Source organism: Algicella marina (assembly GCF_009931615.1).
Classification (GTDB): domain Bacteria; phylum Pseudomonadota; class Alphaproteobacteria; order Rhodobacterales; family Rhodobacteraceae; genus Algicella; species Algicella marina.
The window spans coordinates 9,670-34,281 of the sequence record NZ_CP046620.1; the positions used below are offsets into that span (position 1 = coordinate 9,670).

Consider the following 24,612-nt stretch of genomic DNA (forward strand, 5'->3'; position numbering starts at 1 on the left):
CGCGAGGGGAGATGCCGGTTGTAGCCGCGCGGTTGCGTGGGAAGGCATCATTGCCGTTGACGCCAGCTTGCGTGCTGATCGGCCAGACGGCAGGATATGGCTATTGCGCCAGGAAAAAGGAATACCTCCATGCGCCCTCTCTTTCGGTTTCTCACCCTGGTAGCCAGTCTCTCCCTTTCCACAGTCGCGACGGCACAGACGGAGTTGCCGGAGCGGAGGATGATCTATGAGGAGAATGTCGATTTCTTTGGCGGCGACATCCGCTCAATCTTCGACACGACTCCTGAGCTTTGTGAACGCGCCTGCCGGGAGGAGGCCAGTTGTTCAGCGCTGACATTCAATCTGCGGGCAAATGCGTGCTTCCTGAAGACCGAGGTCACGCGCCGCGATCCATACGAGGGCGCATATTCGGCCAGGATGCTGGAGACACCGGCCATCATCACCGACCGTGCCGAAACACGGACTGCGGCGCTGGACGGTATGCCGGATCGCATTTTTGAGCAGGCGCATCGGTTTGCACTCACAATCGGGCGCGATTATCCCGACCGGGGCACAGATCCGGCAGATCTGCGTGCGGTGGCGCAAAATGCGCTGGGCGGGAATGCGGCAGTGGCACGCGGTAATGCGCTTTCCGCGGCGGCGTTGTCGGACGCTGCTGAAGATTGGTATCTGGCGGCCAGCGCCTCTTTGGCACTGATCGACACTGGCGATTACTCGGCCCGATCCATCGCTCGGCGTATCGCCGTCAATTCGGCCCTGAACGCGTATCTGCGTGCAGGCGATCCTGTCTTCGCGGCGACGACCCTGACAACCCTTGCTGCTGCGCTGGAAGCTGACGGCAACGGGCGGGAGAGCATTCCGGCGCTGAGGCTTGCGCAAACGCTGAGCCCGCGTGGCGAAACCGCGGCAGCGCTGGATCGCGCGATCCGCTTATTTGGCTTTCGCATTGTCGACAGCCGGGTGGAAAGCAATGCTGCCGACCCACGGATCTGTGTGAGCTTTTCCGAACCGCTGCGCGAGAAGGGCTTCGACTACGCACCTTACGTGCGCTTGCCGGACGGGGATTTTGCGGTCGAGGCGAGCGCCAGCGACCTGTGCATTGTCGGCGCCGAGCACGGCTCTTCCGTTGCCTTCAGCCTGCGGCAGGGGTTGCCGGCGCTCTCCGGTGAAACCCTGCACGCCTCTGTCGAGCAGAGTTTTTATGTGCGCGACCGCGAACCGAGTGTTCGGTTTCTCGGCCGTAACTACGTGCTGGCCCGCAGCCGGGAGGCCTCAATTCCTGTTGTGACCGTCAACACCGATACTCTGGTACTCGAGTTATTCCAGATAGAGGACCGAAACCTGACTACGGCCTTTCGCGACAATCTGGTCAATCGGCCGCTGCAAGGCTGGGAGACGGGTCAGCTGGGGCGTGAACTGGGCACCAGCATCTGGAAAGGCACTGGCGAGACTGCCAACGCGCTGAACGAGGACACGATCACCGCCCTGCCGCTTGGTGAAGCCGTCGCCTACGCCGAGCCGGGTGTCTACGCAGTGACTGCGCGGGTCGAGGGTGCCCGCTCCGGTGCCTATGCCACCCAGTGGTTCATTATCACCGACCTGGGGGTGGCGACGACAAGTGGCGATGATGGCGTGCATGTTTTCGTGCGCAGTCTGGCGAGTGCTCAGCCGAAAGTGGGCGTATCGGTGGTGTTGCTGGCGGAGAACAACGGCATACTTGGCGAGGTCGAAACGAACGCGGAAGGTCACGCGCATTTTGCCGCCGGCCTGACACGAGGGACCAATGGCGCACAGCCGGCACTGGTTTCGGTGAGCGACGGGGCGGAAGATTACGCTTATCTCTCCCTCTCCGAAGCGGGGTTCGACCTTTCAGATCGCGGCGTCGAGGGCCGACCCTCACCGGGGCCGATCGATTTGTTTCTCGCAACAGATCGTGGTGCGTATCGGCCGGGCGAGACGGTGAACGCCACCATCCTGGCCCGTGACAGTCGTGCCGATGCCATCGACGGCCTGCCGCTGACTGCCCGCATCCTGCGGCCCGACGGGGTGGAGCATCGCCGGATGGTGCTGGACGACGCTGGTGGCGGAGGCCGTACGCTGTCGCTGTCGCTTCCTGAAGCTGCCCAGCGCGGCGGATGGACGATCGCCCTGCATGCCGACCCTGAAAAGCCGGCCCTGACCAGCGAGAGCTTCCTTGTCGAGGACTTCGTCCCGGAGCGGGTCGATTTCACGCTTGATCTCCAGTCCGAGCGGATCCGCCTCTCTGATCGACCGCTCTTGTCCATCGCTGCCCGCTACCTCTACGGCGCGCCGGGGGCCGAGCTCAGCATCGAGGGAGAGACACAATTGCGGGCAACGCAGGATCTGGCGGCCTATCGTGGCTATCGGTTCGGCCCGCACGATACAGCCTCGGCGCCGGTCTACGCGGGGATAGAGGGGCAGCCGGTCACGGACGCGGACGGAAGCGCTGTTCTTGCGCTGCCGCTGGGAAGCCCGGCCGAAGCGCTTGGACCTTTCGAAATGACAGCCACCATACGGCTCGCCGATGCCAGCCGCCGTGTGGTGGAGCGGCAGATCACAGCGCCGGTTGCCCCGGACGGACCGCTGATCGGAGTGCTGCCGCTGTTCGATGGAACAGTGCCGGAGGGCGGAACCGCCCGGTTCTCCGCCATTGCAGTCGACCCTGATGCCGAGCGCATCGCCATGATGGCGGACTGGGTGCTGGAGCGGATCGAGACCACCTACCAATGGTACGAGTACGACGGGAACTGGCGCTATGACGCCGTCACCCGCCGCAGCCGCATCGGCAATGGGACGCTCGACATCGCCGCAGATGGTGCGGCAACCCTGGAAGTGCCAGTGGACTGGGGCCGGTATCAACTGACACTATCGTCAGAGGAACGGGGCTACGCCGTAACGTCGATGACTTTCGATGCCGGTTATTACAGTGTCGGTGGCGGAACTGACACACCCGACAAACTGGCGGTGTCGCTTGACAAGCTGCGATATGGGCCGGGCGAGGCAGCGCGACTTCGCTACACGGCGGAGACCGACGGCCAACTGCTCATTGCCGTTGCCAGCGACCGATTGATCGACATGCAGGTTCAGCAGATCAGCGCCGGATCCGGAGAGGTTGCGCTGGACGTCACCGATGACTGGCATCCGGGAGCCTACGTGACAGCGACACTGATCCGGCCGCTGGACGGCGCGTCGAGCCCGCGAGCACCGGTGCGGGCGCTGGGCTTGGGATGGGTCGGGCTGGAACATGGCGACGCGGAGATCACGGCGCAGTTCACCTCTGCTGCCGAAGCCTCCCCCCGTCAGGTGATGAAGGCAGTCTTGCAGACGGATGCGGCGGAGGGAACGCAGGTGTGGGCAACGATTGCAGCGACAGATCTCGGCATTCTGAACCTGACCGGGCATCAGCCGCCGGACCCGGTGGAGCATTACCTCGGACAGCGCCAGCTTGGCGTGACATTCCGCGATCTATATGGGCGACTGATCGACCCGGCACTGGGTACGCCCGGCCGGTTACGATCCGGCGGCGACGAAACTGCTGGCGGGCTGAAATCACCGCCGCCGACCGAGGCGCTGCTGGCATTCTTTTCCGGTCCGATCGAGGTGGGCGCCGATGGTGTTGCCTCCGCCGACTTCGCCTTGCCCGACTTTAACGGAACCGTCAGGCTGGATGCTATTGTCTGGTCGGCAGACGGCGTGGGTGCGGCCACGCAGGACGTTCTTGTCCGTGACCCGGTGGTCGTCTCCGCCGCCATGCCGCGTTTTCTCGCCCCGGGCGATGCGGCAACGCTGGCAATCGATGTCGCGAATGTGACTGGTCCGTCCGGAGCCGTTGCGGTGCGGGTGGAAAGTAAATTGCTGGGTCTTCGGGCCGAACAGATGCTGGTGCTGGACGAGGGCGCGCGCGGTCGGCTCAGTTTCCCGCTCAACGCTGCCAGGGTCGGAGATGCTGCCATCACTGTCACAACCACACTCGCCGATGACACCATCCTGACCAAGAACCTGACCCTTGGTATTCGCCGCAATGATCCGGAGGTCGCCCGTCAGAGCCGCTTCAACCTTGCGGCGGGGACGGGTGGCATCACCCTCGACGGCCAGATCTTTGCCGGTCTGGCCCCGGGCACGGGTACGGCGGTGCTGAGTGCCGGCCCGCTGGCGCGTTTCGATGTGCCCGGATTGCTGACTTCTTTGGACCGGTATCCGTATGGCTGCACCGAACAGGTGACTTCGCGCGCGTTGCCATTGCTATACTTTCGGGAAGTCGCCGCCGGGCTTGGCCTGACGGAACGGCGCTCGCTGGAGGAGCGGATAGCGCAAGCGGTGGAGGATGTGCTGGCGCGGCAGGCTGGCAATGGCAGTTTCGGAATGTGGTCTTCGGGCGGAGATGGCAATCTGTGGCTGGACGCCTATGTCTCCGACTTCCTGACGCGGGCGCGTGTGGAAGGGTTCGATGTGCCGGATCGCGCGTTCGATGCCGCGTTGCGCAACCTTCGCAACCGCGTCAACGCAGCGCCGGATTTCGAGAATGGAGGAGAGGATATCGCGTATGCGCTCTATGTCCTTGCGCGGGAGGGAGAGGCTGCGATCGGTGACCTGCGTTACTATGCCGACGCCCGCGCTGACGCCTTTGCAACTCCACTGGCACTTGCCCAGATCGGTGCGGGACTCGCTGCATATGGCGAGCCGGTTCGAGCCGATGGCATGTTCCGGCGTGCCGTGGATATGCTGGGAATTGCTGATGACAGCCTCTGGCGCAGTGACTTCGGCAGCACCCGGCGCGACACCGCTGCTGTCCTGACACTCGCTACCGAGGCTGGCAGCGACGCGGCTCTCAACTCCGACCTAGGTGCCCGAGTTGCCGCGCGCAGTACTCTCAATGACGAGTTGTCGACACAAGAAAGCGCCTGGACGTTGCTGGCCGCAAGGGCTTTGCTGGCCGACAGCGGCGCCAGTAACCTGACACGGGATGGCGCGCCAGTATCGGGGCCGATGGTGGACAGTTTGACTGACAAAGACCTGGCTTTGTCACCGGTCACCATCGGCAATGTCGGCACCGGGGATACGGAAGCAGTCCTGACGGTTTTTGGTGTGCCGACGGAGCCGGAGCCAGCGGGCGGCAATGGCTATCGGATCAGCCGCGCCTACTACGACCTCGATGGCAATTCCGTCGATCCGGGGGAAGTGCAGCAAGGTTCCCGACTGGTGGCGGTGTTGAACATTGTGCCGGAGCGGGACAACGAGGCACGACTGATGATCGACGACCCATTGCCCGCAGGCTTCGAAATCGAGAGTCCGAACCTGCTTCGTGGCGGTGAGGTCGGAGCTTTGGACTGGCTCCAACTTCAGGACGTTGCCCGCCATACCGCCTTTGGCACTGACAGGTTTCGTGCAGCCGTGGATTGGCGCGGAACGGAGGGGTTCCGCCTAGGCTATATCCTGCGCGCCGTATCTCCGGGTACTTTCCACCACCCTGCGGCGAGTGTCGAGGATATGTACCGGCCCGCCTATCGCGCCCGAACGGCGGCTGGCGAAGTGCGGATCGTGGCGGAGTAGGACTGGGCAATGCGCCTTCCCTTCCGCCTTTGGCTGATTGGTACGAGTTTCGGAATTGCGCTGCTGGCGGGCGTATGCGGGCTCGAGGCATGGGTGCGCACCACAGAACTGCCCAAGCTGGACGCGCCGCTTTCAACTGAGATGCTGGATGTGCACGGACAGGTGATGCGCATCACTCTGGCGTCGGATGGCCGCTGGCGACTGCCAGCCGGGGCACAGGATGTGGACGCTGAATACATCGCGCAACTGATTGCCTATGAAGACAAGCGGTTTCTGTCTCATGGCGGGGTCGACATATTGGCGTTCGCGCGGGCGGGGATGCAGGCGTTGCGGCGTGGTGAGATAAAGTCCGGTGGCTCCACTCTGACGATGCAGGTAGCGCGTCTGCTGGAAGGGTCTGGCACCGGCCGCTGGCGTGGCAAGTTGCGCCAGATACGGCTGGCTCTGGCGCTGGAACGGAGATTGACCAAGGAAGAAATCCTCTCGCTTTATCTGACGCGCGCACCGTTCGGCGGCAATCTCGAAGGCGTCCGTGCCGCCGCGCATGCCTATCTCGGTAAGGGGCCGGGCCGACTGAGCGCGGCAGAAGCTGCCTTTCTCGTGGCTCTTCCGCAGGCCCCTGAATCGCGAAGACCTGACAGGTACCCTCAAGTGGCAAAGCGGGGGCGAGACCGTGTGATTGGCCGGCTGACCGCGATCGGTTTTCTGACTGCGGCTGATGCGGATCGTGCCCGTTCCTCGCCTGCGCCTGAGGCCCGTGCCATGATGCCCAACCTCGCCGCCCATCTCGGTGATCGCCTGATGCGACAGATGCCGGAGCAGCGGGTGTTGCGAACCCATATCGATGCTGCCGTTCAGGTGCACGCCGAGAAAGTGTTGTCGGGCGCACTGCGGGGACGAGGCGGGTTGACGGGGGCGATCCTTGTTGCGGATCTCGCGAGCGGTCATATCCGTGCCAGCGCCAGCGGGCTTTCTTACACGGATGCGTCTCGTGCCGGGTTCCTCGACATGTCCCGCCGGATCCGCTCTCCCGGTTCTACGTTGAAGCCGCTGATTTATGCACTGGCGTTCGAGGCGGGCTTGGCGCATCCAGAGACGTTGATCGAAGATGTGCCGATGCGGTTCGGCGCCTACGCGCCGGAGAATTTCGACGGCAGTTACGTTGGCACGTTGTCATTGCGTGAGGCGTTGCAAACCTCGCGCAACGTTCCGGCGGTGGCTCTGCTGGATCGGGTCGGTCCGGCGCGGCTCACCTCGCGTCTGCGACGGCTGCAGTTGGATGTACAAACGACGGGTGACGGTGCGCCGGGCCTTGCGCTCGCCCTCGGTGGGGCGGGATTGACGCTGGAGGACTTGGTGACGCTCTACGCTGCGCTTGGAAATGAAGGTGCAGGGATGCGGCTGACGGCTGCGGGAGATGCTGCCGGGCCGGTACAACTGATCGAGAGCCGTGCGGCCTGGTATACGGGTGAAATCCTGCGGGGGATATCTGCGCCCGGCCGGATGGGTAAAGGCGAGATTGCTTACAAGACCGGTACATCCTACGGGCACCGCGATGCGTGGTCCATCGGCTTCGATGGCCGCCATGTCGTCGGTATTTGGCTAGGTCGGGCAGATGCCGGTGCCGTACCCGGACTGAGCGGGCAGGGAGACGCCGCGCCGTTGCTGGTGACAATGTTTGATCGGTTGGGCGTTAAACCGCTGCCGCTGCCGCCATCGGATGCGTTGCTGGTAACGAATGCTGAGCTACCCCGACCGCTGCGCGCCTTTCGCACTGCGTCATCAAGCTACAGCGAGGACGGTCCGGAGATAGCGTCGCCGCCCGATGGAGCGCGGGTGGAACTGGGGCTGCGGCCTGGAGAGGGGGAGAAATCCCTTGCCGTTCGGCTGGGACCGGGTGGACAGGCGCCGTTTACCTGGCTGGTGGATGGGCGGGTGATCGGGCGCAGCTTCCGCCGGGAAGAATTCCAGTGGCCGGTTTCGGACCCCGGATATGTCGAGATAACGGTGATCGACCGCTCCGGAAGCAGTGCCCAGATACACGTAGAGCTGCGGTGATACTCACCGCAGCCCATGTGTGTTGCTCACAATCTACAATCTTTACAAGCCGGTAAACTCAACCGGAACATTACATACTAGGCACCACCTCACAGGCGAAATGAGGTAGTAAGGTAGGAGCAACACAACTCAAGCTCCAGTACACAACCGTTCTGCGGGGCAGAGCGGTTTTCGCAAGGCCCCCCCCACGAACATGCCATACATCGGCACCCCGTATTCGATGATCCGGATGCCCCCTCCCGAACCTCGACAAACCATGAGACCAAAACGCGGTCTTATGATTTTTCCCTCTCAGGCGCCCCAAAGAGGCGCAGAAGAGGAATTCCCAGCACATGGCTGATACTCATCAATTCATCACAGCGGATCATGCGATCCGATGCTTCCAACTCGTTAAACCCGGCAGATGAGACTTCCAGTGTGGCGGCGATCTGACCTAAGGAAATTGCACGCGCTTCACATAGCGCCTGAATTTCGAACCTCAGATTTTTAGCCAGTTCCTGGTACATCTGCTCGTATCCATTCATTGACCCTCATTTTAGGTATTTTGAGAGCCAGCGCTAGAACGGCAAATTTGCAGCACCAATTCGTGGCGTGCGTGAAAACTCACGCTGAGGTTACGCTAGGTCAATGTTCGGGTAGGGAGTCCAGACGATGCCGGAAATTCTGAATGGCCTTTTCGACCAAACCCGCCTCTGCATCGAGACTGTTGCGTTCAAGCTCGAATTTGAGATACACCATCATACGAAGAAGGGCGTCGAGCTCTTTTTGGTTGGCTTCTGTCATAGTCGTAAGTCAATCTTTCCGTAGCGTTCAGCTCAACTGCGCGTTGATCGAGAAGAGCACAGTTTGCGACGTAGCGCGAATACACATCCCCCACACCAGCAATGACAGAACATCCTTGCAGATGGGTGATGCGTTTTCGCAGCGCCCTGTCATCGCGAACGCACATCCGCGCCGCGCCGCAGCCCCAATTTCCGAGCCATTCGACTCACTTTTCGAATCACTTTTCATCAACACAGAAGGCAAATTCCCGGTTTTTTTCGAACATCCGGCCGCTTGTACGGGTGCTTGGTTGCGCAGTTTAGCGCCACGCCTATTAGGCGAGTGCCGGAAATTCAAGTTTCGTGGGGAATGAGTCAGGAAGGGGAAAAGCCCCCCGGTTCGCCCCTTCCTGGGCCCGGATTTTGCAGAATGGCACGCGGTCCACTCTACCTTGAGTAGTCGCAGGCGCGCCGATCTCCGGGCGTTCTGATGCCGATTAGAGAAACTGGAAGGCTAGCAGGTGACCTGCCAGGCCTACCCCTCACTCAGCACCTCGCAACCGACTGGATCGCTGACATGTCGGAGCTACCTGCCTTTGACAACGCAGGCCGAGCGGCGACACGATCCGGCCGTATCGCATTATTCGGCCGCGACAGCCATCTGGTCGCTTCGATCGAGCAGCCCTTGTTCCATGGCGCCGGGCGCGTCCCAGCGGCCCTCGGTGCGGATCAAGGCATAAGGGTCGGATGACAGGGTAATCGCGTCCTCTGGCAATTCACCCTCCCAGATCATCTCCATATAAAGGAAGTTAGAGTCCGCATAGACACCGGTGTCCTTGCTCCGCTCTGCCACTTTGCATCCGAACATTTTGTACAGAGGGATCAGATCCTCTCGCGCATGGCCGACGACCTTGGAGAAGCCTTTGCGGGTGCAGTGCTGGAAGGCGGCACGCACGAGAGTGAAGACGATGCGAGTATTCCGGAATGGCGGCCGCACGGCGACGCGCTCGATCTTGGCAAATCCGCCGAAGTAGCGGATGCGTAGGCAAGCTGCCGGTTCCTGTCCTACCCACCCGATCAGATGCGTGGCGCAGAAATCGTTTCCATCGAACTCCTCCTCATAGCCGTAATCTTGCTCCGTCATATAGACGGCCGCACGGATCGCCGTGACACGCATGATGTCCTCAATGGTTTCTGCGTGGGTGACAGACATCTTGCGAGGCTGCGGGCTTTTCGCCGGTTTGCCGGAGATTGCGGGTCTGAAATCGATGCTTCCGTCGGGCATGGGGTATCCTGTCCTTCTAGATAGGGGGGGAGATAGGGGGGAAATCGCGTTTCGCGGCGCGAAACTCTTGGGGACTGGTCACTACATTGGTTGGCAGGCCATTGCCCGATGACGTCGGTAACAAAGACGCGGTTTCGGGAAACGACTATACAAATCTGCCGGAAGTCTCAGGTGCGCCCGTACTGCTGCCTTGAGTTGGCGAAGCGATACGAACAGCACCTGTTGCGAACGCAGCATTTGCTGCTGCATTCCTAGGGTGCAAGTTTGTGGCGAATTCTCCACAATTCTGCCACTTAAGTATATGTTAATACGCCAAGTACTAACTGAACGCCGCAACCACAGATTGACCAACCATCTGGATATAAAAAGCTTTTCCACGATTCATTCCTCAGGCAGAGCCGATCCGTTACTGCGTTTGTGTCTGTTCACACGTTCAAATTGAAAAGTTAGCTGGTGTTAAGATTATTGGCAGGCTAACGTTTTAGCAGCAGACTGATGCGGATTCGCAGCGGGGAACAATGAACCGAGCGGTGATCGATCCGTCCTGGGATGATCTGAAGACATTCCTTGCATGCGCGCGAACACTGAGTTTTCGCGCCGCAGCCAAAAAGCTCAACCTAACGTCATCAACCGTTGTCCGACGTATCGGTGCACTCGAGGAAGAACTCGGTTTCAAGCTGTTTGACCGACTTCCGAACGGAGTACAGCTTACCAGAGAGGGTTCACGGCTTGTCGCAAGTGCCACGCATCTGGAGCAGGGTGCTTTCGATCTGCAGCGCCGTATTGAGACTTTCGACCCGGACAAACGCGGTATCGTGCGGATCGCGGCGATGGAGGGGCTTGGTGCCTTCTGGCTGATGCCGCGGCTGATTCCCTTTCAGCGATCAAATCCGATGATGGTGGTGGATCTGAACGCGACCGACAGGCTGGTAGATGTCAGTCGTATGGAGGCAGATGTGGCGATCCAGTTTGCGGAGCCTGACAACCCGCATGTCGTCAGGCGACGTTTGGCTTCGCTACACGTCTATCCCTACGCCTCGCGTCGATACATCGAACTGTACGGCGTGCCCAAGACCAAGGCGCAGATGATGGATCACCGGTTGGTGGACAAGGTCGGGTCTGGGCAGGACAACGGCACATGGCCGAACTACTTGGGAATAGACGACATCGAGGGGATCGTCGGCATTCGTACGAACTCCTCCGCTGCGCATCTCTATGCCATCGAGCGTGGTGCCGGTATTGGGGATCTGCCTACATTTGCCTCTGCTCTTGCACAGGATCTCGTGCCGATCGATGTTGGCATCCATCACCGTATCGACGTCTGGTTGACCTATCATCCGGATGCCAGACGCACCCCCCGGGTGGCTACCATGATCGACTGGCTGATCTCTTCCTTCGACGGTTCCAAGTTTCCGTGGTTCCGAGACGAGTTTATTCATCCAAGCGCATTTGTTGAGTTCGACAGCCGCCACTGGCAGGACAGCCAGGCGGCGGGCTACGCCGCTGCTGGCTTTTCCAAGGAATTGCCCTGATCCGTATCGTCTCGGGCTAATTGGGTTCCCGTGATACGGGAAATGAGATGAGAATAGCAGACTTTGTGGAAGTCCTGAACTTCCAAGACCAAGTCCGCCCTGCTTAGGGGCAGGGCATGCCTGCTTCGGTCCAGATTATCATGTCGTCGAGGTGTTGTTGCATCGTGCCGGGAGTTGGTTCACGGCTGCCACCAGGATCGAATCCCCAGGCGATGAAGGAGCGAATTTCGGCGTCATGGGTGATGTGTTCGATCAGCCCGGCACCATCACGGCCGCCGTTTCGCTGCGGGTCGCGCAACTGTGCGCAGATTTTCGGACCGGGGATGTCGAACCAGACGAACTCCGCGGGGGCCAGCATCCAGGGATGACCGGTGTGCGGGGCCGCGTGAGGCATTATGTTGGGGCGCGTTGACTCCACATGGCACGTGGCACAAGGCAGGGTTTCGGCACCGATGCGACTTTCGCCGGCATCGACGTTCATGCCGTGGGGACGACTGGTGCCGAAGGAGGGGCCGGTCCACATTGGCAGGTTGCTGGCATCGGTGTGGCAGTTCGCACAGCGGGGATGGCTGACGACGGCATGAATGCGATCCCACGCCGCCAGGCCGTCAGCAGTGCTGACAGGGGACTCCGGGCGGTTGATCGAAAGCTCCACCCCCGCCGAGAAAGCGGCGGAGGCGGCAAGGGTCATGGCTGTAAAGCCAATGCCAATCGGCTTCACGCGAAGTCGACGGACTTGATCCACGGCAACTCGGTCAGCCGCGTCCCGGTCGCCTTGTAGATAGCATTTGCCACGGCGGGCAATGCGGGCGGCAGGCCCGGCTCTCCAACGCCTGTGGGTGCCTCGGTGGAGGGGACGATGTGCACCTCGATTTCCCCGATGTCGGATATGCGTAGCAGTTCGTAATCGTGGAAATTTGTCTGGTCGGCAGCGCCGTCGGTAAATGTCACCTCGTTCAGCATGGCAGCGCCGATGCCGTAGCCGATGCCGCCTTCCATCTGAGCGCGGATGACATCAGGGTTGATGGCCACGCCGCAATCGACCGCACAGGTGATTTTCTCGATCTTCACCGCGCCGTCGCGAAGCGAGACTTCGGCGACCTGAGCGACGTAGCTGGAGAAACTCTTGTGCACGGCGACGCCGCGGAAGCGGCCTTCCGGTGCGGGAGTATCCCATCCAGATTTATCTGCGACCAACCGAAGAACGCCGGTGAGGCGCTTGCGGTCGGTGTCTTCACCTGAGAGCAATTCCAGGCGCAGGTCCACGGGATCGCGACCGAGGGCTTCAGCTGCCATATCGAGGCCGACTTCCATGGCGTAAGCAGTATGGGTATTGCCCACCGACCGCCACCAGAGGACCTTGTTGGGAGTCTGGGCGTCGGTCAAACCCACGCTCATCACCGGCAGGTCGTAATGCGTGTCGGCAATGCCTTCGACGGAAGTGTGATCGATACCGTTGTGAACAACGAAACTTTCCATCGCTGTTCCCTTGAAGATCGATTGGGTGGCAATGCGGTGGTCCCAACCAGTGATCTTGCCATCGTCACCAATGCCAATACTCAGGCGATGGGCGGCCATCGGCCGATACTGCCCTCCCGGAAAATCGTCTTCGCGCATCCAGACAAGTTTTACCGGGGTTTGGTCGCCATAGAGTGCAAAGGCCATGGCCGCTTCGGCGTTATAGTCGGCGGTGAAGTTGGCGCGTCGTCCGAACGATCCGCCGGCGTAGAGTGTCGTGATTTCCACCTGTTCGGGTTCGAGCCCCAAGACGGCAGCAAGGACGGCCTTGGAGATGGTCGGGAATTGGCAGCCGTCATAAAGCATGACGCCATTTTCCGTCGGTGCGACCGTACAGTTCAGTGGTTCCATTGGTGAATGCGTGAGGTAGGGGAAGAAGAAATCAGCTTCCACCTTTTTCGGTGCCGCCTGCACTGCTGCTTCCACTGCTGTGCGGTCGGCGCCAGGACGGGCCTCCAGCTCCGGAGTTTCCAGCATGGTCATGTGTTCGGCCTTGATAGCATCAGTGGACCGGGTTTCAGCCGCCGTCAGATCCCATTCAGCCGTGATTGCCTGGCGGGCCTGGAAGGCGGCCCATGTGGACGTGGCGTAGACTACCACGCCTGAATTGTCGGGTAGGGCTTTGGCATCGAGATAACCGTGCAGACCTTCGGCCGCGGAAGCGTCGAAACTTGTCAGCTTGCCGCCCTGGTTGGGACAGCGCAGGACATTGGCGTAAACCATGCCGGGCAGTTGAACGTCCATGGCGAATTGTGCGGTGCCATCTGTCTTGGCGATACTGTCCTTGCGGGAAAGCCTATTCTGACCGATGAGTGTGAATTCGGATGGATCCTTCAACCTCGGCTCCGACGGAGCCTCCATTGCGGATGCGGCAGCCACGAAATCGGCGAACGTACCCCGGCGATCACCACTCGTCAGCACGCCCTTTGAAACCTGTACGTCACCAGGCTCGACACCCCACTCCGCTGCAGCAGCCGCGACGAACATGGCCCGAGCGGCAGCACCGGCCTGACGATACTGCATCCAGGAGTTGGCTATCGCAGTAGAGCCGCCTGTACCCTGTGCACCCATGAGGGTGTTGTTATAGGTTTCATCCGCCGGAGCGAAGTCGAACAAAATGGTTTCCCAGTCGGCGTCCATTTCCTCGGCGATGATAGTAGTAAGGCCAGTGGTTGTGCCCTGGCCCATCTCGAAATGCTTGAGTATGGCGGTGACGGTACCATCGGTGCCTACGCGAACGAAAGGGTTCAGCGCTACCGGCGACGTTTCGCTATTGGCGAGCACGCCTTCCGGCGTGAAGCCGATTGCGAAGGCCCCGGCGACGGCGGCGGTTCCCCTGAGGAAGCCGCGGCGGGAAGTGGCTATGGTCATGGCTCAGCCCTCCAAAGTTTCGGCGGCGCGGTGGATGGCGGCGCGGATGCGGGGATAGGTGGCGCAGCGGCAGGCGTTGCCGGACATCACGTCGTCAATGTCCTGATCGCTTGGTTTTGGGGTGGTCTGCAGCAGGTCGATGGCTTGCATGATCTGGCCGGACTGGCAGTAACCACACTGGACGACATCAAGTTCGCGCCATGCTGCTTGTACCGCATCGGCCACGGGGCTGGCGGCACCTTCTATGGTGGTGATCTCCGCACCCTCGACATCGCCGAGCGGCATCTGGCAGGAACGGACGGCAACGCCGTCAACATGGACGGTGCAGGCACCGCACATGGCGACTCCGCAACCGTATTTGGTACCGGTCAGGCCCGCGCCGTCGCGAATGGCCCAGAGGAGCGGTGTGTCGGGCGGGGCGTCGATGATGGTGGAATTACCATTGAGCTTTAGAGTCGTGGCCATGGAAATCTCCCTGGATTGGAAAATGGTATCCGGTGAACCTTGGGGTAAACTGGTGAGTGTAAGCTGACGCACTTGGTCGCAAATGTAAACCGACGAGTTTACTTGTTCGCAAAAACTTTATAGCGGTGGTGTGGAACCAGAAAAACGTGGCTTTGTAGGTAAGATGTGCGTCCCCAATTTCAAGCAGCGGCAGATACTGGAAGCCGCCATCACGGAGTTCACCGCGCGTGGGTTCGAAGGCGCGAGCATGGACAGAATCTCGGCGCTGGCGAATGTTTCGAAGCGGACCGTCTATAATTACTTCGACAGCAAGGAAGCGCTGTTCCGGACAATTTCGGAGCAGATCTGTGACGAGGTGCGGCAGACGATCGATGTTACCTACGACGCGTTTCAGCCCTTGCGGCCACAGTTGATGGAATTGGGATTGGCCGAAGTGCGCCTTTGCCGGTCTGAATGGTTCATGCGCGTGGCACGGATGGGCATAAGCGAACTATTGAGGAATCCCGAACTGGCCCGGAGACTGGGGTTTTCGGAGCCGCACAAGGATATTTTCGGAAGTTTCTTCAGGGCGGCGGTGGAGGCTGGCGCGATCGACAGCCCTGTGCCGGACGCGTTGGCCGATCACTTTCTGGCCGGGATCAAAGCCCAGGCATTCTGGCCGGCGATCCTGTCAGGTGAAATGGTTCCGGAGGCGGCGATGGAAGAAATTGTAGCCAGTGCTGTGGATACGGTGATGCGTAAATTCGAGAACGACGATCTCGCGGTCCGGACTACCTGACAATTGCCTCGAACGGATCATAGAGCGCTTCGGAAACCGGGCCAAAGGCGAGATGGGGCAGTATATCGGGCTTGAAGCGCAAATTCTCCAGTTGGCTTTCGGTGAAGAAACGGCGTTGCGTGACAACGTTCTCTGGGTCTTTCCAGTCTGGCGTCAGGGTGCCGTCGGTAATGGCCGCACGGAAGAACAAGTCCACCTGATGGTACCCGCTCTCCGGGTCGTGGAATTCATTTATACCAAGCAGGCCGCCGATAGAGATTGTAAGGCCCGTTTCCTCGTGAACCTCGCGCGTCAGGTTGTCGGGAATTGAACTACCTGCCTCAATGCCGCCGCCGGGGGCGCACCATAGGTCACTCGTGCCGCCGGGATAGGCGTTGACGAGAAGGAGGCGGCCTGCCTCGACGATAATGGCACGGGCGGCCAAGCGCGGAAATTTGTAGCCCATCTTGTTCTGAACGGGCTTCGGATCACTCCGCTGCCCAGGATATCCCCTGCTGCGAATCGTCATGGCCGGACCGGAAGGCGGCACGACGTTGCCGCTGACTATACCGAAATTCGAAACGGCTACGATAATTTTCGAGCTTTCGGCGTTCGCGCACTGCATTGTGGAAAACGGAAGCGTCGAAGTCGCCCAGTATCAAGCCTTCGACGACGGTGCTAAGGGCACCGAGATCCCGCAAGGCGTTGGCTGTTTCGTGGCCTCCGAAGGGGATCTTGAGTAGGCGTGCTTGGGGAGCGGCGTCGGTTATCCGTCGGGCGTGTGACATGTCCCGCTTGTTGAAAGGATCCACAAACAAAGTCAGTTCCGCATCCGGATGAATATGACGAACAGCGTCCGACTGCTCTTCTTCCCAGTCCTGCACAAGGCCGCGATCATATCGGTTTTCCCACGGCACAACCGTCTTGTTGAGCGAGGTTTGCGGATTGAAGGCGATGATCGCGTCCGGCTGAACGATGTCGGAGAACTGCATGGCTGCGTAGCCACCCATCGAGGAACCGTAGAGCACAACGCGGCGATACTGGCGAAAGAAGCCGCTTGCCTTGAGAAATTCAAAGAACCGGGGCAACGACTGCTGACGATACCAGTCGACGAATGCGGGCATGATGTACAATCCATCGAAGCCCCGTTTGCGGATGAATTTATGCCCCCAGCCCGGACGGTTCGGGTTGGGCCGCTCCTGCTTGCCGCCAGCCCGCTCGAACGTGATGACGAGCACGTCGGAACCGCAACTGTCATGACGGATGAAATAGTGATCCGTCGGGAAAGACACGGATGTGTAGTTCTTTGTTTCTGGAACCATCGTGTCAAACATCACTGTACCCCGGAAGCGCGGGTTTAGGGAACTTCGCCAAGTTCCTTTCTGCAGGGCCTGCCAGAAAAAAAGCACTGCTTCCTGCCATGATTACATCAGAGTAAATGCTTTCACCGGATGGTGACTTGCCAGATGCGAAGTTGAAGGTGATAGCTTGGCGATGCATTTGTTTTTCCTCACCTTTGTGGCGCTTGTGGCATTTGCGGCCAACTCTCTGCTGAACCGTGCGGCCTTCGTTGATGCCGGTGCAGGAGCTGCAGGTTTCACCGCTTTGCGACTGGCCTCAGGAGCTCTCATTCTAGCTGCCATTGTGGCGTGGCGAGGGAGCGATCGCGGCCTTGCCAAGGCTGGATCATGGCAATCTGCGGGCGCTTTGCTGCTTTATGCCATCGCCTTTTCCTTCGCCTATCTGAGCCTCGATGCCGGACTTGGCGCCCTGATTCTGTTCGGAGGTGTGCAGATCACGATGTTTGCGGGCAGCTTGCTGACCGGGGTGCGGCCGGGGGTGTGGCGCTGGATCGGTTCTGGCTTGGGGCTGGCAGGACTCACGGTGCTGCTATTGCCGGGTGTCGATGTAACCGGAGCCGATACTCGGGGGGTTCTCCTCATGCTGGCGGCGGCAGTCGGTTGGGGCATCTACAGCCTGAGGGGAGCTTCGGCGGTAGACCCTCTGCTGGTGACGGCAGGAAATTTCTGGCGGGCGGCTGTGCCTGCCGTGGCACTGTTTTTGGTTCTGGAACCGTTCGGAACCCTGAATTGGCACGGCGCCATCTTGGCCGTAATGTCCGGCGCGCTGGCATCCGGGTGCGGGTATGCCGTCTGGTATGCGGTCCTGCCGCGACTGGAGGCGACGACGGCAGCCGTGGCGCAACTGAGTGTGCCGCTGATAGCGACGGTGGGCGGTATTCTGCTTCTGGACGAGCGACCAGGAACAAGCTTTGCCGTTGCTGCCGTTCTGATCCTTGGTGGCATCGTGCTGGCCGTGTTCGGACCCAAGCAGACAGCTTGAGCATGCCATCGGTGACCAATACTCTTTGTCCGGTACGGAATTGGGAGCAGAAATGCTGAAACGTGTGTTCGATTTTGTGGTGGCGCTGGTGCTACTGTTATTGACGCTTCCAGTATGGCTGGTGATTGCTGTGTTTGTGACCGCGCAGGATGGTGGCTCGCCGTTCTTTCGCCAGCCGCGGGTGGGCAAGGACGGCAAGCCCTTCCTTTTATGGAAATTCCGCTCCATGATCCGGGACGCTGCGTCCAAAGGGGGGCACCAGACACATGCGGGTGATCCGCGGATCACCAACATCGGAGCGTTCCTGCGACGGACCAGCCTCGACGAGTTGCCGCAGTTTCTGAACGTGCTGGCAGGTGAGATGAGCCTCGTTGGTCCGCGACCCGATACTCCGATGCAGGAGAGAGATTATCCGCCCGAGATATGGCAAAGGCGCGTGTCGGTGACGCCGGGGATCACGGGCTATGCGCAGGTTATGCAAAAGGGCGGGTTTTCGGAAAGGGATCGGACGAGCCTCGACCTCGAGTATATCGAACGACAAGATTTTTGGTTGGACTTGTGGATCATCGCACAGACCTTCCTGATCGTGTTGCGGCGAAAGAACCGCTGATGCAGCGTCGCCACGACTAGCGGCGGTCGCTTTGCCAACAAGACGCGGGACTTGCCAGAAGACATTCAAATGCGCAACATGCGGTAGCGTCGTGCTGCGGCGCGGATAAATCTGGGATGGTGCTGCCGGGAACGGGCGGACCGGGAAAACAGGGATGACGCAATATGGCGGGCGAAAACGATACATTCGAGGTCTATCAGGATAAGCGCGGTGAGTACCGCTGGCGGCGCAAGGCCAGTAACGGCCGGATCGTCGGGGCCTCCTCCGAAGGGTATAACAAGAAGGCGGACTGCGAGGCGAACATGAACCGCGGTCCGAACCCGAAGGACAAGTGGGAGTTCTACCAGGATAAACGCGGGGAGTATCGCTGGCGTCGGCGGGCCGTAAATGGCAACATCATCGGTGCGGCCTCCGAGGGGTACACCAAGAAGGCCGATGCGGAGGCGAATGCGGCGCGGCAGGGCTATCAGGGCTGATAACGGATATTTTCATCGATTTGGGCCCGGTTTTCCGGGCCCTTTTGCTTTTGGAGTCGGGCTGGAACAATCTTCCAGCGTCAGCCGCCTTCGGCAGGAGCCGTTGAGCGACGGTAGCGGGCGGGTAGCGCTGTGGCCCGCTTGTGTCCTCAAGTTTTAGGGCTGATACGGGTGATGTGACCCATCTTGCGGCCCGGGCGTGCCTCGGCTTTACCATAGTGGTGAACGCGGGCGTCTGAGGTGGTTTCGACCGCCGCGATATCTTTCCCGATCAGATTCAGCATCATGGCGTCGGAATGTCGGCTGCCATCGCCTAGCGGCCAGCCGGCAACGGCGCGGATGTGCTGTTCGAACTGGTCGATCGTGCAGGCAGCTTCTGTCCAGTGGCCAGAGTTGTGCACACGTGGAGCGATTTCATTGACGATGAGACTTTCCGGTGTGACGAAGAGTTCCACACCGAGGACCCCGATGTAGTCGAGCGCGTTCAGAATACGGCCTGCGAGCAGTACGGCATCCTGAGCCTGTGATGGAGATAACGCGGCGGGGATGGTCGTGCTGTGGAGGATGCCGTTTTTGTGGACGTTTTCGCCAGGATCGTAGCAGGCGACAGCGCCATCGGTCCCGCGGGCGGCGATTACCGAAATTTCGCGATCAAAGCGGACGAACCCTTCCAACACTGCCGGTGCCCCGCGCATCGCTGCCAGCGCCTGCGGGACGTCGTTTTCGGAGGAGATGCGGGCCTGACCTTTGCCGTCATAGCCGAACCGGCGGGTTTTTAGAATAGCAGGGAGACCGATTGAAGTGGTGGCAGCGGTGAGATCTTCCGCATTGTCGACCTCCGCAAAGGGCGCCGTCATAAGCCCGATGGATTGGAGAAACTTCTTCTCGATAACCCTGTCCTGACTGATGCGCAGAGCCTCGCGAGTCGGGCGAATTGGTGCCAACGAATCCAAGAGATCCAGCGCAGTGGTCGGAATGTTCTCGAACTCGAAGGTTATCACATCGACCGAATTGCCGAAGGCTACGAGGGCCGCGTGATCATCGTAGGCGGCGGTAGTCGCCAGCGTTGCAACTTCGCCGGCGGGGGCCCTAGGGTCGGGATCGAATACATGTGTCTTGAGCCCAAGGCGGGCGGCAGCGAGCGCGAGCATCCGGCCCAATTGGCCGCCGCCGAGAATGCCTACCGTGGAGCCGGGCGCCAAGGCATCACTCATCAAGCGGTTCCTCGGCCACCGCGTCAGCCTGACTGGCACGCCACGCTTCGAGACGCCCTGCGAGAGCGTTGTTGGTTGTCGCGATCTGGGCTGCCGCGAAAAGGGCGGCGTTGGCTGCGCCGGCCTTGCCGATGGCAAAGGTTGCGACCGGAATACCCTTTGGCATCTGAACGATAGAGAGGAGGGAATCCATACCGTTGAGAGCTGCAGACTGTACAGGTACTCCCAACACCGGTACGCGGGTTTTCGCGGCCAGCATTCCTGGAAGGTGGGCAGCCCCACCGGCACCGGCAATAATTGCCTGCAACCCGCGTGGCGCAGCCGTTTCCGCATAATCAAAGAGACGGTCGGGTGTTCGATGCGCAGAGATGATGCGGGTCTCGTAGGCGATGTCGAGGGCGTCGAGCACTTCGGCGGCGGCCTTCATCGTCGGCCAGTCGGACTGGCTGCCCATAGCGATGCCAACGAGGGGGAGTGTCATGTTTCAGGATTTCCTTGCTTCTGTCGGCTCAGGCGATGATGTCGGGCGTCAGTTCGTCTTCGATGCGGGCGATCTGGTCTTTCAGGCTCAGTTTCTTCTTCTTGAGCCGGCGTAGCCGCAGCATGTCGGGCGCAGGGCCTTCTTCAAGGGCGATGATGGCTTCGTCAAGGTCGCGATGCTCTGAACGGAACTGAGCGAGGCGCACTTTCAACACCTCCATCCGGTCCATCTGTGGAGAGTCTTTCATGCAGTATCCCGGGCCATTTACCCTTGTTTTATCGCCCGTTCCTCCCCATGTTTTCAAGCGTAAAGGCTGCCGCTGCGGGGCCTTTTACGAATTGTTGCTTTCGACAAGGACAGTGAGACATGACCAAGGCAACCTTTGCCTCACATCCCTACCTCCTCGGGTTCGAGCAGCTTGACCGGCTGATGGAGCGGACCGCGAAATCGGGAAACGAGGGATATCCTCCCTACAATATCGAACAGCGCGGTGAGGGGCAGTACCGTATCACGCTGGCAGTGGCAGGCTTTTCCGAGGAAGAGCTGGCGATAACACTGGAGGACGCGCAACTGGTGATCCGGGGGCGGCAGATGGAGGAGGACGAGACCCGGGTATTTCTGCATCGCGGCATCGCGGCGCGTCAGTTCCAACGAAGTTTTGTGCTGGCCGATGGCGTCGAGGTCGCAGGAGCGACCATGGAAAACGGGCTTTTGCATGTCGATCTGAAACGGCACGTTCCGGATTCGGTCGTGCAGACGATCAAGATCGAGAAAGGGTAAGAATATGAGCGATTTTCCGAGTTTGAAGGAAGCTGACGGCCAGCCGATCGTATACGTGCGCGCCGTGAAAGTGGCCGATTTGCCGAGCGAAGTGCAGGATCAGGCCGAAGGCATGGAAGCGATCTACTCTGTTTCTGATGCTGACGGCCGCGTTATTGCGCTGGTCGATGATCGTACGCGCGCGTTTGCGCTGGCGCGTATGAATGAATTGCAGCCGGTAAGTGTTCACTGAGCCGTTTGTCGGGGCCTTCTTCGTGAAGACACTTGGCCTCGGGTGCGAAGCCTGACAGAACGCTCCGCAGAGCAGGCTGCACGTCTCATGCGGAGGAACCATGGTTGATCTGAGCGACATTCACGCGCTTGAGGCGCTGACCGTGACCCCGGTGTCCGGCCCGCTCAGGGGCAGGGTTCAGCCGCCGGGATCGAAATCCATTACCAACAGGGCGCTGCTGCTGGCCGGACTGGCCGAAGGTACGACCCATATGTCGGGGGCGCTTAAAAGTCTCGATACAACGCTGATGGCACGTGCATTGCGGCGCATGGGGGCTGAGGTAACTGAGCCGGATGCCACAACATTCGTAGTCAAGGCACACGCGCGGCTCACGGCACCTGAAGAGCCGCTTTTTCTGGGCAATGCTGGTACGGCGACACGGTTCCTCACCGCTGCTGTGGCGCTTGCAGAGGGCACAGTCGTCATTGATGGTGACGAGCACATGCGCAAACGGCCGATCGCGCCGCTGGTGGAGGCATTGGCGATGCTCGGTGTCAAGGCTAGCACGCCTACCGGCTGCCCACCCGTGACGGTGGAGGCCACGGGCGGGTTCAGCGGCACACGGGTGGAGATCGACGGAGGGCTTTCAAGCCAGTATGTCTCTGCCTTGTTGATGCTCGCCGGCTGCGGAGATGCTCCGGTTACTGTTGCGCTGACGGGCGCGGAAATCGGGGCGCGTGGTTACATCGACCTGACCATCGCGGCGATGCAAGCCTTCGGAGCGGAGGTCGAAGCACTGGATGGGCAAAGCTGGATTGTGCAGCCCACGGGATACCATCCGGCGGAGTTTTCAGTGGAGCCGGACGCGTCTGCCGCGACCTACCTTTGGGCGGCGGCAGCGCTGACTGGCGGCGACATCGACATCGGGATGGCTGCAAACGACTTTACGCAGCCCGACGCCGCGGCGGCCAAGATCATTGCCATGTTCCCGAACATGCCGGCAGAGATCGACGGTAGCCAGATGCAGGACGCAGTGCCGACGCTGGCAGTACTGGCGGCCTTCAACGCCACGCCAGTCAGGTTCACCGGCATCGCAAATCTTCGGGTCAAGGAGTGTGATCGAGTATCGGCGCTGTCGACTGAACTCGCGCGGATTCGCGAGGGCCTTGCGTGGGAGGAAGGCGACGATCTTGTGGTCGCATCCGACCCGGGGCTCGCCGGTCATTTGCTGCCAACGCGGATCGAGACCTATTCGGACCACCGGATCGCGATGAGCTTTGCGCTGGCCGGGTTGAAAATACGAGGTATCACCATTCTGGACCCGGCCTGTACCGGTAAAACCTACCCGGACTATTGGCATGACCTTGCCTCACTCGGCGTGACTTTTTCCTGACGCCGCGGCACACGCCTGGTGCATACTCAAATCGATTGACGACAGAGAGAGGCGAGCCATGAAGATAATTGTGGTCGGAGCGTCCGGCGACATCGGACGTGTCGTCTGTGAGGAATTGGGCTCGCGCCACGACATCATCCGCGCAGGTCGAACGCAAGGCGACGTACTGGTAAACATGTCCGACCGCACCTCTGTGGAGAAGATGTACGCGGAAGTGGGTGATGTCGACGCTGTCATAAGTACTGCCGGTGACGTTCACTTTGGGCCACTTGAAGATTTCACTTCGGACACCTTCATGATTGGCCTGAACGGTAAGGTCATGGGGCAAGTCAATCTGGTCCTGGCGGGGATGGCGCGTATCTCTGAAGGCGGTTCGTTCACGTTGACAAGCGGTGTGCTGGATCGCGATCCAATCAGGATGGGGGCCGGGGCGGCGGCAGCCAACGGTGCCTTGGGTGGTTTCGTGACGGGCGCGGCAATTGAGATGCCGCGCGGCCAGCGGATCAATGTTGTCAGTCCGGGATTGCTGGAAGTTTCTGCGCCGCGGTACGGACAATGGTTTCCTGGACACGAGCCTGTGTCTTCCAAACGTGTGGGTCTTGCCTATGCCAAGAGCGTCGAGGGCGCTATAACCGGGCAAGTTATTGTTGTGGAATGAAAGCGGCAGGCAGACCCCCGAAAATATAAGGGCGACCCGGAGGCCGCCCATTTGCTCGATACGACCGAGCTAATCGGTACAAAACATGGATATCAGGCGCGTTCCGGCGTTACCGTCAGGCTGCCCTTGGTGGCGTGCGAATAGGGGCACACCTTGTGGCCACCGGCGATCAGGTCCTCGGCAACATCCTGATCCAGACCGGGAAGAGCAACCTTGATGGCGACATCGAGCCCGAAACCTTCATCTTCGCGAGGGCCAATGCCGACAGTGACATGGACCTTGGCATCTGCCGGGACCGTAATTTTGTTTTGGCTGGCATAGAAGCGCATGGCACCGAGGAAGCAGGCCGCGTAGCCCGTCGCAAACAATTGTTCAGGGTTCACGCCGCCGCCTGGCCCGCCCATTTCCTTGGGTACGGCCAGATCAACGGAAAAACTTCCGTCATCTGTCCCGGAGTGGCCGTCGCGGCCCCCACCGGTGGCTGTCGCGCTGGTCGAGTAAGCGATCTTAGTCGGCATTGGAGCCTCCTTCCCAAATTTCATCGTGCACGATATAAAATCGGCCCGACTTGATGTCAATCGTACTCGATCATATCGTTGGCGATATAATTTTGACTGGGTGACATATGCGAAACTCCGACAGCGACGAAGTTGTTCCAGAGGAAAACCCGTTTGCGCAGCTGTTGTGCTTCGAAGTCTATGCGACCACCCATGCCTTCCAGAAGGTCTACACGCCGCTGCTGGCGCCCTTGGGGCTGACCTACCCCCAATACCTTGTGATGATGGTGCTGTGGACAGGCGACAATCTGCCGGTCGGTACCATAGGCCGGAAGATCGGCTTGGAGACCAGCACGCTTACGCCTTTGCTGAAGAGGCTTGAAGCGGCGGGATTGGTCGCGCGCTTTCGGGACATTGCGGATGAGCGTCGCGTAATCGTGAAGCTGACCGATGCGGGACGTGATCTGCAGGCAAAAGCCGAGGATATTCCGGAATGTGTCGGGCGGGCGACAGGGCTTGATCTGGCGGAAGCCAAGTCGCTGCAGGAGCGCTTACAGAATCTGCGGGAAGCGCTGTTGGAGGCAGCAGGTTAGGTTCATGGTGCGCATGAATTTGACGGCGTGCAATGCCG

24 protein-coding genes are annotated in these 24,612 nt (G+C 60.3%); 12 read left to right on the forward strand and 12 right to left on the reverse strand.

Features of this window, described 5'->3' with window-relative positions:
• Window positions 1-129 precede the first annotated feature (129 nt).
• Window positions 130-5,571 carry an alpha-2-macroglobulin family protein gene (locus GO499_RS00065; RefSeq protein WP_161860259.1) on the forward strand — a complete coding sequence of 1,814 codons (5,442 nt, stop codon included), beginning with the start codon at window positions 130-132 and terminating at the stop codon, window positions 5,569-5,571.
• Between the two features lie 9 nt (window positions 5,572-5,580).
• Window positions 5,581-7,629 (forward strand): penicillin-binding protein 1C, encoded by a 2,049-nt coding sequence (gene pbpC / locus GO499_RS00070; RefSeq protein WP_161860260.1) that lies wholly within the window; start codon window positions 5,581-5,583, stop codon window positions 7,627-7,629.
• Between the two features lie 275 nt (window positions 7,630-7,904).
• On the opposite strand, the gene GO499_RS00075 is transcribed toward pbpC, so the two are convergent.
• The 3 genes from GO499_RS00075 to GO499_RS00085 form a co-directional block, all read right to left on the reverse strand.
• Window positions 7,905-8,135, reverse strand: coding sequence for a hypothetical protein (locus GO499_RS00075; protein WP_161860261.1), 231 nt, complete (start codon window positions 8,133-8,135; stop codon window positions 7,905-7,907).
• A 118-nt stretch (window positions 8,136-8,253) separates the two neighbouring features.
• Window positions 8,254-8,412 carry a hypothetical protein gene (locus GO499_RS00080; protein WP_161860262.1) on the reverse strand — a complete coding sequence of 53 codons (159 nt, stop codon included), beginning with the start codon at window positions 8,410-8,412 and terminating at the stop codon, window positions 8,254-8,256.
• Window positions 8,413-9,030: 618 nt separating this feature from the next.
• Entirely contained in the window at window positions 9,031-9,675 is a 645-nt protein-coding gene (locus tag GO499_RS00085; protein ID WP_161860263.1) for a GNAT family N-acetyltransferase, read from the reverse strand.
• A 518-nt stretch (window positions 9,676-10,193) separates the two neighbouring features.
• Between GO499_RS00085 and GO499_RS00090 the strand changes: the two genes are divergently transcribed.
• On the forward strand, window positions 10,194-11,207 hold the full coding sequence (locus tag GO499_RS00090) for a LysR family transcriptional regulator (protein WP_161860264.1): 1,014 nt from the start codon (window positions 10,194-10,196) through the stop codon (window positions 11,205-11,207).
• Between the two features lie 103 nt (window positions 11,208-11,310).
• On the opposite strand, the gene GO499_RS00095 is transcribed toward GO499_RS00090, so the two are convergent.
• Genes GO499_RS00095 through GO499_RS00105 form a run of 3 tightly spaced genes read right to left on the reverse strand, consistent with a single transcriptional unit; the run spans window position 11,311 to window position 14,561 of the window.
• Window positions 11,311-11,898 (reverse strand): hypothetical protein, encoded by a 588-nt coding sequence (locus GO499_RS00095; RefSeq protein WP_161860265.1) that lies wholly within the window; start codon window positions 11,896-11,898, stop codon window positions 11,311-11,313.
• Between the two features lie 26 nt (window positions 11,899-11,924).
• A complete protein-coding gene (locus GO499_RS00100) occupies window positions 11,925-14,096 on the reverse strand; it encodes a xanthine dehydrogenase family protein molybdopterin-binding subunit (protein WP_161860266.1) in 2,172 nt (723 codons plus the stop codon).
• Between the two features lie 3 nt (window positions 14,097-14,099).
• A complete protein-coding gene (locus GO499_RS00105) occupies window positions 14,100-14,561 on the reverse strand; it encodes a (2Fe-2S)-binding protein (protein WP_161860267.1) in 462 nt (153 codons plus the stop codon).
• A gap of 163 nt (window positions 14,562-14,724) precedes the next feature.
• On the opposite strand from GO499_RS00105, the gene GO499_RS00110 reads away from it, so the two are divergent.
• Complete coding sequence (locus GO499_RS00110) at window positions 14,725-15,339, forward strand: TetR/AcrR family transcriptional regulator (protein ID WP_161860268.1); 615 nt, start codon at window positions 14,725-14,727, stop codon at window positions 15,337-15,339.
• On the opposite strand, the gene GO499_RS00115 is transcribed toward GO499_RS00110, so the two are convergent.
• Entirely contained in the window at window positions 15,332-15,784 is a 453-nt protein-coding gene (locus GO499_RS00115; protein WP_161860269.1) for an NUDIX domain-containing protein, read from the reverse strand. The two genes, GO499_RS00110 and GO499_RS00115, sit on opposite strands and share 8 nt — an antisense overlap.
• Window positions 15,785-15,806: 22 nt before the next feature.
• Window positions 15,807-16,652, reverse strand: a complete 846-nt coding sequence (locus tag GO499_RS00120) for an alpha/beta fold hydrolase (RefSeq protein ID WP_161860270.1) — start codon at window positions 16,650-16,652, stop codon at window positions 15,807-15,809.
• A gap of 160 nt (window positions 16,653-16,812) precedes the next feature.
• Here GO499_RS00120 and GO499_RS00125 point away from each other — a divergent pair, with 160 nt between their 5' ends.
• The 3 genes from GO499_RS00125 (at window position 16,813) to GO499_RS00135 (ending at window position 18,747) form a co-directional block, all read left to right on the forward strand.
• Complete coding sequence (locus GO499_RS00125; RefSeq protein ID WP_161860271.1) at window positions 16,813-17,661, forward strand: DMT family transporter; 849 nt, start codon at window positions 16,813-16,815, stop codon at window positions 17,659-17,661.
• Between the two features lie 52 nt (window positions 17,662-17,713).
• Entirely contained in the window at window positions 17,714-18,271 is a 558-nt protein-coding gene (locus GO499_RS00130; protein WP_161860272.1) for a sugar transferase, read from the forward strand.
• 164 nt (window positions 18,272-18,435) lie between these two features.
• A complete protein-coding gene (locus tag GO499_RS00135) occupies window positions 18,436-18,747 on the forward strand; it encodes a YegP family protein (RefSeq protein WP_161860273.1) in 312 nt (103 codons plus the stop codon).
• Window positions 18,748-18,896: 149 nt separating this feature from the next.
• Here the strand turns inward: GO499_RS00135 and GO499_RS00140 are convergent, their stop codons facing one another.
• The 3 genes from GO499_RS00140 to GO499_RS00150 are packed head-to-tail and all read right to left on the reverse strand — an operon-like array spanning window position 18,897 to window position 20,689.
• Entirely contained in the window at window positions 18,897-19,961 is a 1,065-nt protein-coding gene (locus GO499_RS00140; protein WP_161860274.1) for a 5-(carboxyamino)imidazole ribonucleotide synthase, read from the reverse strand.
• Window positions 19,954-20,442, reverse strand: a complete 489-nt coding sequence (purE, locus tag GO499_RS00145; protein ID WP_161860275.1) for a 5-(carboxyamino)imidazole ribonucleotide mutase — start codon at window positions 20,440-20,442, stop codon at window positions 19,954-19,956. The genes GO499_RS00140 and purE overlap by 8 nt, the downstream gene beginning before the upstream one ends.
• A 28-nt stretch (window positions 20,443-20,470) precedes the next feature.
• A complete protein-coding gene (locus GO499_RS00150) occupies window positions 20,471-20,689 on the reverse strand; it encodes a YdcH family protein (protein WP_161860276.1) in 219 nt (72 codons plus the stop codon).
• 119 nt (window positions 20,690-20,808) lie between these two features.
• Between GO499_RS00150 and GO499_RS00155 the strand changes: the two genes are divergently transcribed.
• From GO499_RS00155 to GO499_RS00170, 4 genes are all read left to right on the forward strand, one after another.
• Window positions 20,809-21,222 carry an Hsp20 family protein gene (locus GO499_RS00155; RefSeq protein WP_161860277.1) on the forward strand — a complete coding sequence of 138 codons (414 nt, stop codon included), beginning with the start codon at window positions 20,809-20,811 and terminating at the stop codon, window positions 21,220-21,222.
• A 4-nt stretch (window positions 21,223-21,226) separates the two neighbouring features.
• Window positions 21,227-21,454 (forward strand): DUF1150 family protein, encoded by a 228-nt coding sequence (locus tag GO499_RS00160; RefSeq protein ID WP_161860278.1) that lies wholly within the window; start codon window positions 21,227-21,229, stop codon window positions 21,452-21,454.
• 100 nt (window positions 21,455-21,554) lie between these two features.
• Window positions 21,555-22,826 (forward strand): 3-phosphoshikimate 1-carboxyvinyltransferase, encoded by a 1,272-nt coding sequence (locus GO499_RS00165; protein WP_284154828.1) that lies wholly within the window; start codon window positions 21,555-21,557, stop codon window positions 22,824-22,826.
• Between the two features lie 58 nt (window positions 22,827-22,884).
• Complete coding sequence (locus GO499_RS00170; RefSeq protein WP_161860279.1) at window positions 22,885-23,484, forward strand: short chain dehydrogenase; 600 nt, start codon at window positions 22,885-22,887, stop codon at window positions 23,482-23,484.
• Window positions 23,485-23,576: 92 nt separating this feature from the next.
• On the opposite strand, the gene GO499_RS00175 is transcribed toward GO499_RS00170, so the two are convergent.
• Complete coding sequence (locus tag GO499_RS00175) at window positions 23,577-24,002, reverse strand: organic hydroperoxide resistance protein (RefSeq protein WP_161860280.1); 426 nt, start codon at window positions 24,000-24,002, stop codon at window positions 23,577-23,579.
• Between the two features lie 107 nt (window positions 24,003-24,109).
• Here GO499_RS00175 and GO499_RS00180 point away from each other — a divergent pair, with 107 nt between their 5' ends.
• On the forward strand, window positions 24,110-24,574 hold the full coding sequence (locus GO499_RS00180) for a MarR family winged helix-turn-helix transcriptional regulator (protein WP_161860281.1): 465 nt from the start codon (window positions 24,110-24,112) through the stop codon (window positions 24,572-24,574).
• Window positions 24,575-24,612: the final 38 nt, after the last annotated feature.

Excerpts from the sequence above, each read along its gene's own strand:
- GO499_RS00065 (WP_161860259.1), top strand. The coding sequence starts at position 130 with ATGCGCCCTCTCTTTCGGTTTCTCACCCTGGTAGCCAGTCTCTCCCTT.
- pbpC (WP_161860260.1), top strand. The coding sequence starts at position 5,581 with ATGCGCCTTCCCTTCCGCCTTTGGCTGATTGGTACGAGTTTCGGAATT.
- GO499_RS00075 (WP_161860261.1), bottom strand. The coding sequence starts at position 8,135 with ATGTACCAGGAACTGGCTAAAAATCTGAGGTTCGAAATTCAGGCGCTA.
- GO499_RS00080 (WP_161860262.1), bottom strand. The coding sequence starts at position 8,412 with ATGACAGAAGCCAACCAAAAAGAGCTCGACGCCCTTCTTCGTATGATG.
- GO499_RS00085 (WP_161860263.1), bottom strand. The coding sequence starts at position 9,675 with ATGCCCGACGGAAGCATCGATTTCAGACCCGCAATCTCCGGCAAACCG.
- GO499_RS00090 (WP_161860264.1), top strand. The coding sequence starts at position 10,194 with ATGAACCGAGCGGTGATCGATCCGTCCTGGGATGATCTGAAGACATTC.
- GO499_RS00095 (WP_161860265.1), bottom strand. The coding sequence starts at position 11,898 with ATGACCCTTGCCGCCTCCGCCGCTTTCTCGGCGGGGGTGGAGCTTTCG.
- GO499_RS00100 (WP_161860266.1), bottom strand. The coding sequence starts at position 14,096 with ATGACCATAGCCACTTCCCGCCGCGGCTTCCTCAGGGGAACCGCCGCC.
- GO499_RS00105 (WP_161860267.1), bottom strand. The coding sequence starts at position 14,561 with ATGGCCACGACTCTAAAGCTCAATGGTAATTCCACCATCATCGACGCC.
- GO499_RS00110 (WP_161860268.1), top strand. The coding sequence starts at position 14,725 with ATGTGCGTCCCCAATTTCAAGCAGCGGCAGATACTGGAAGCCGCCATC.
- GO499_RS00115 (WP_161860269.1), bottom strand. The coding sequence starts at position 15,784 with ATGGGCTACAAATTTCCGCGCTTGGCCGCCCGTGCCATTATCGTCGAG.
- GO499_RS00120 (WP_161860270.1), bottom strand. The coding sequence starts at position 16,652 with ATGTTTGACACGATGGTTCCAGAAACAAAGAACTACACATCCGTGTCT.
- GO499_RS00125 (WP_161860271.1), top strand. The coding sequence starts at position 16,813 with ATGCATTTGTTTTTCCTCACCTTTGTGGCGCTTGTGGCATTTGCGGCC.
- GO499_RS00130 (WP_161860272.1), top strand. The coding sequence starts at position 17,714 with ATGCTGAAACGTGTGTTCGATTTTGTGGTGGCGCTGGTGCTACTGTTA.
- GO499_RS00135 (WP_161860273.1), top strand. The coding sequence starts at position 18,436 with ATGGCGGGCGAAAACGATACATTCGAGGTCTATCAGGATAAGCGCGGT.
- GO499_RS00140 (WP_161860274.1), bottom strand. The coding sequence starts at position 19,961 with ATGAGTGATGCCTTGGCGCCCGGCTCCACGGTAGGCATTCTCGGCGGC.
- purE (WP_161860275.1), bottom strand. The coding sequence starts at position 20,442 with ATGACACTCCCCCTCGTTGGCATCGCTATGGGCAGCCAGTCCGACTGG.
- GO499_RS00150 (WP_161860276.1), bottom strand. The coding sequence starts at position 20,689 with ATGAAAGACTCTCCACAGATGGACCGGATGGAGGTGTTGAAAGTGCGC.
- GO499_RS00155 (WP_161860277.1), top strand. The coding sequence starts at position 20,809 with ATGACCAAGGCAACCTTTGCCTCACATCCCTACCTCCTCGGGTTCGAG.
- GO499_RS00160 (WP_161860278.1), top strand. The coding sequence starts at position 21,227 with ATGAGCGATTTTCCGAGTTTGAAGGAAGCTGACGGCCAGCCGATCGTA.
- GO499_RS00165 (WP_284154828.1), top strand. The coding sequence starts at position 21,555 with ATGGTTGATCTGAGCGACATTCACGCGCTTGAGGCGCTGACCGTGACC.
- GO499_RS00170 (WP_161860279.1), top strand. The coding sequence starts at position 22,885 with ATGAAGATAATTGTGGTCGGAGCGTCCGGCGACATCGGACGTGTCGTC.
- GO499_RS00175 (WP_161860280.1), bottom strand. The coding sequence starts at position 24,002 with ATGCCGACTAAGATCGCTTACTCGACCAGCGCGACAGCCACCGGTGGG.
- GO499_RS00180 (WP_161860281.1), top strand. The coding sequence starts at position 24,110 with ATGCGAAACTCCGACAGCGACGAAGTTGTTCCAGAGGAAAACCCGTTT.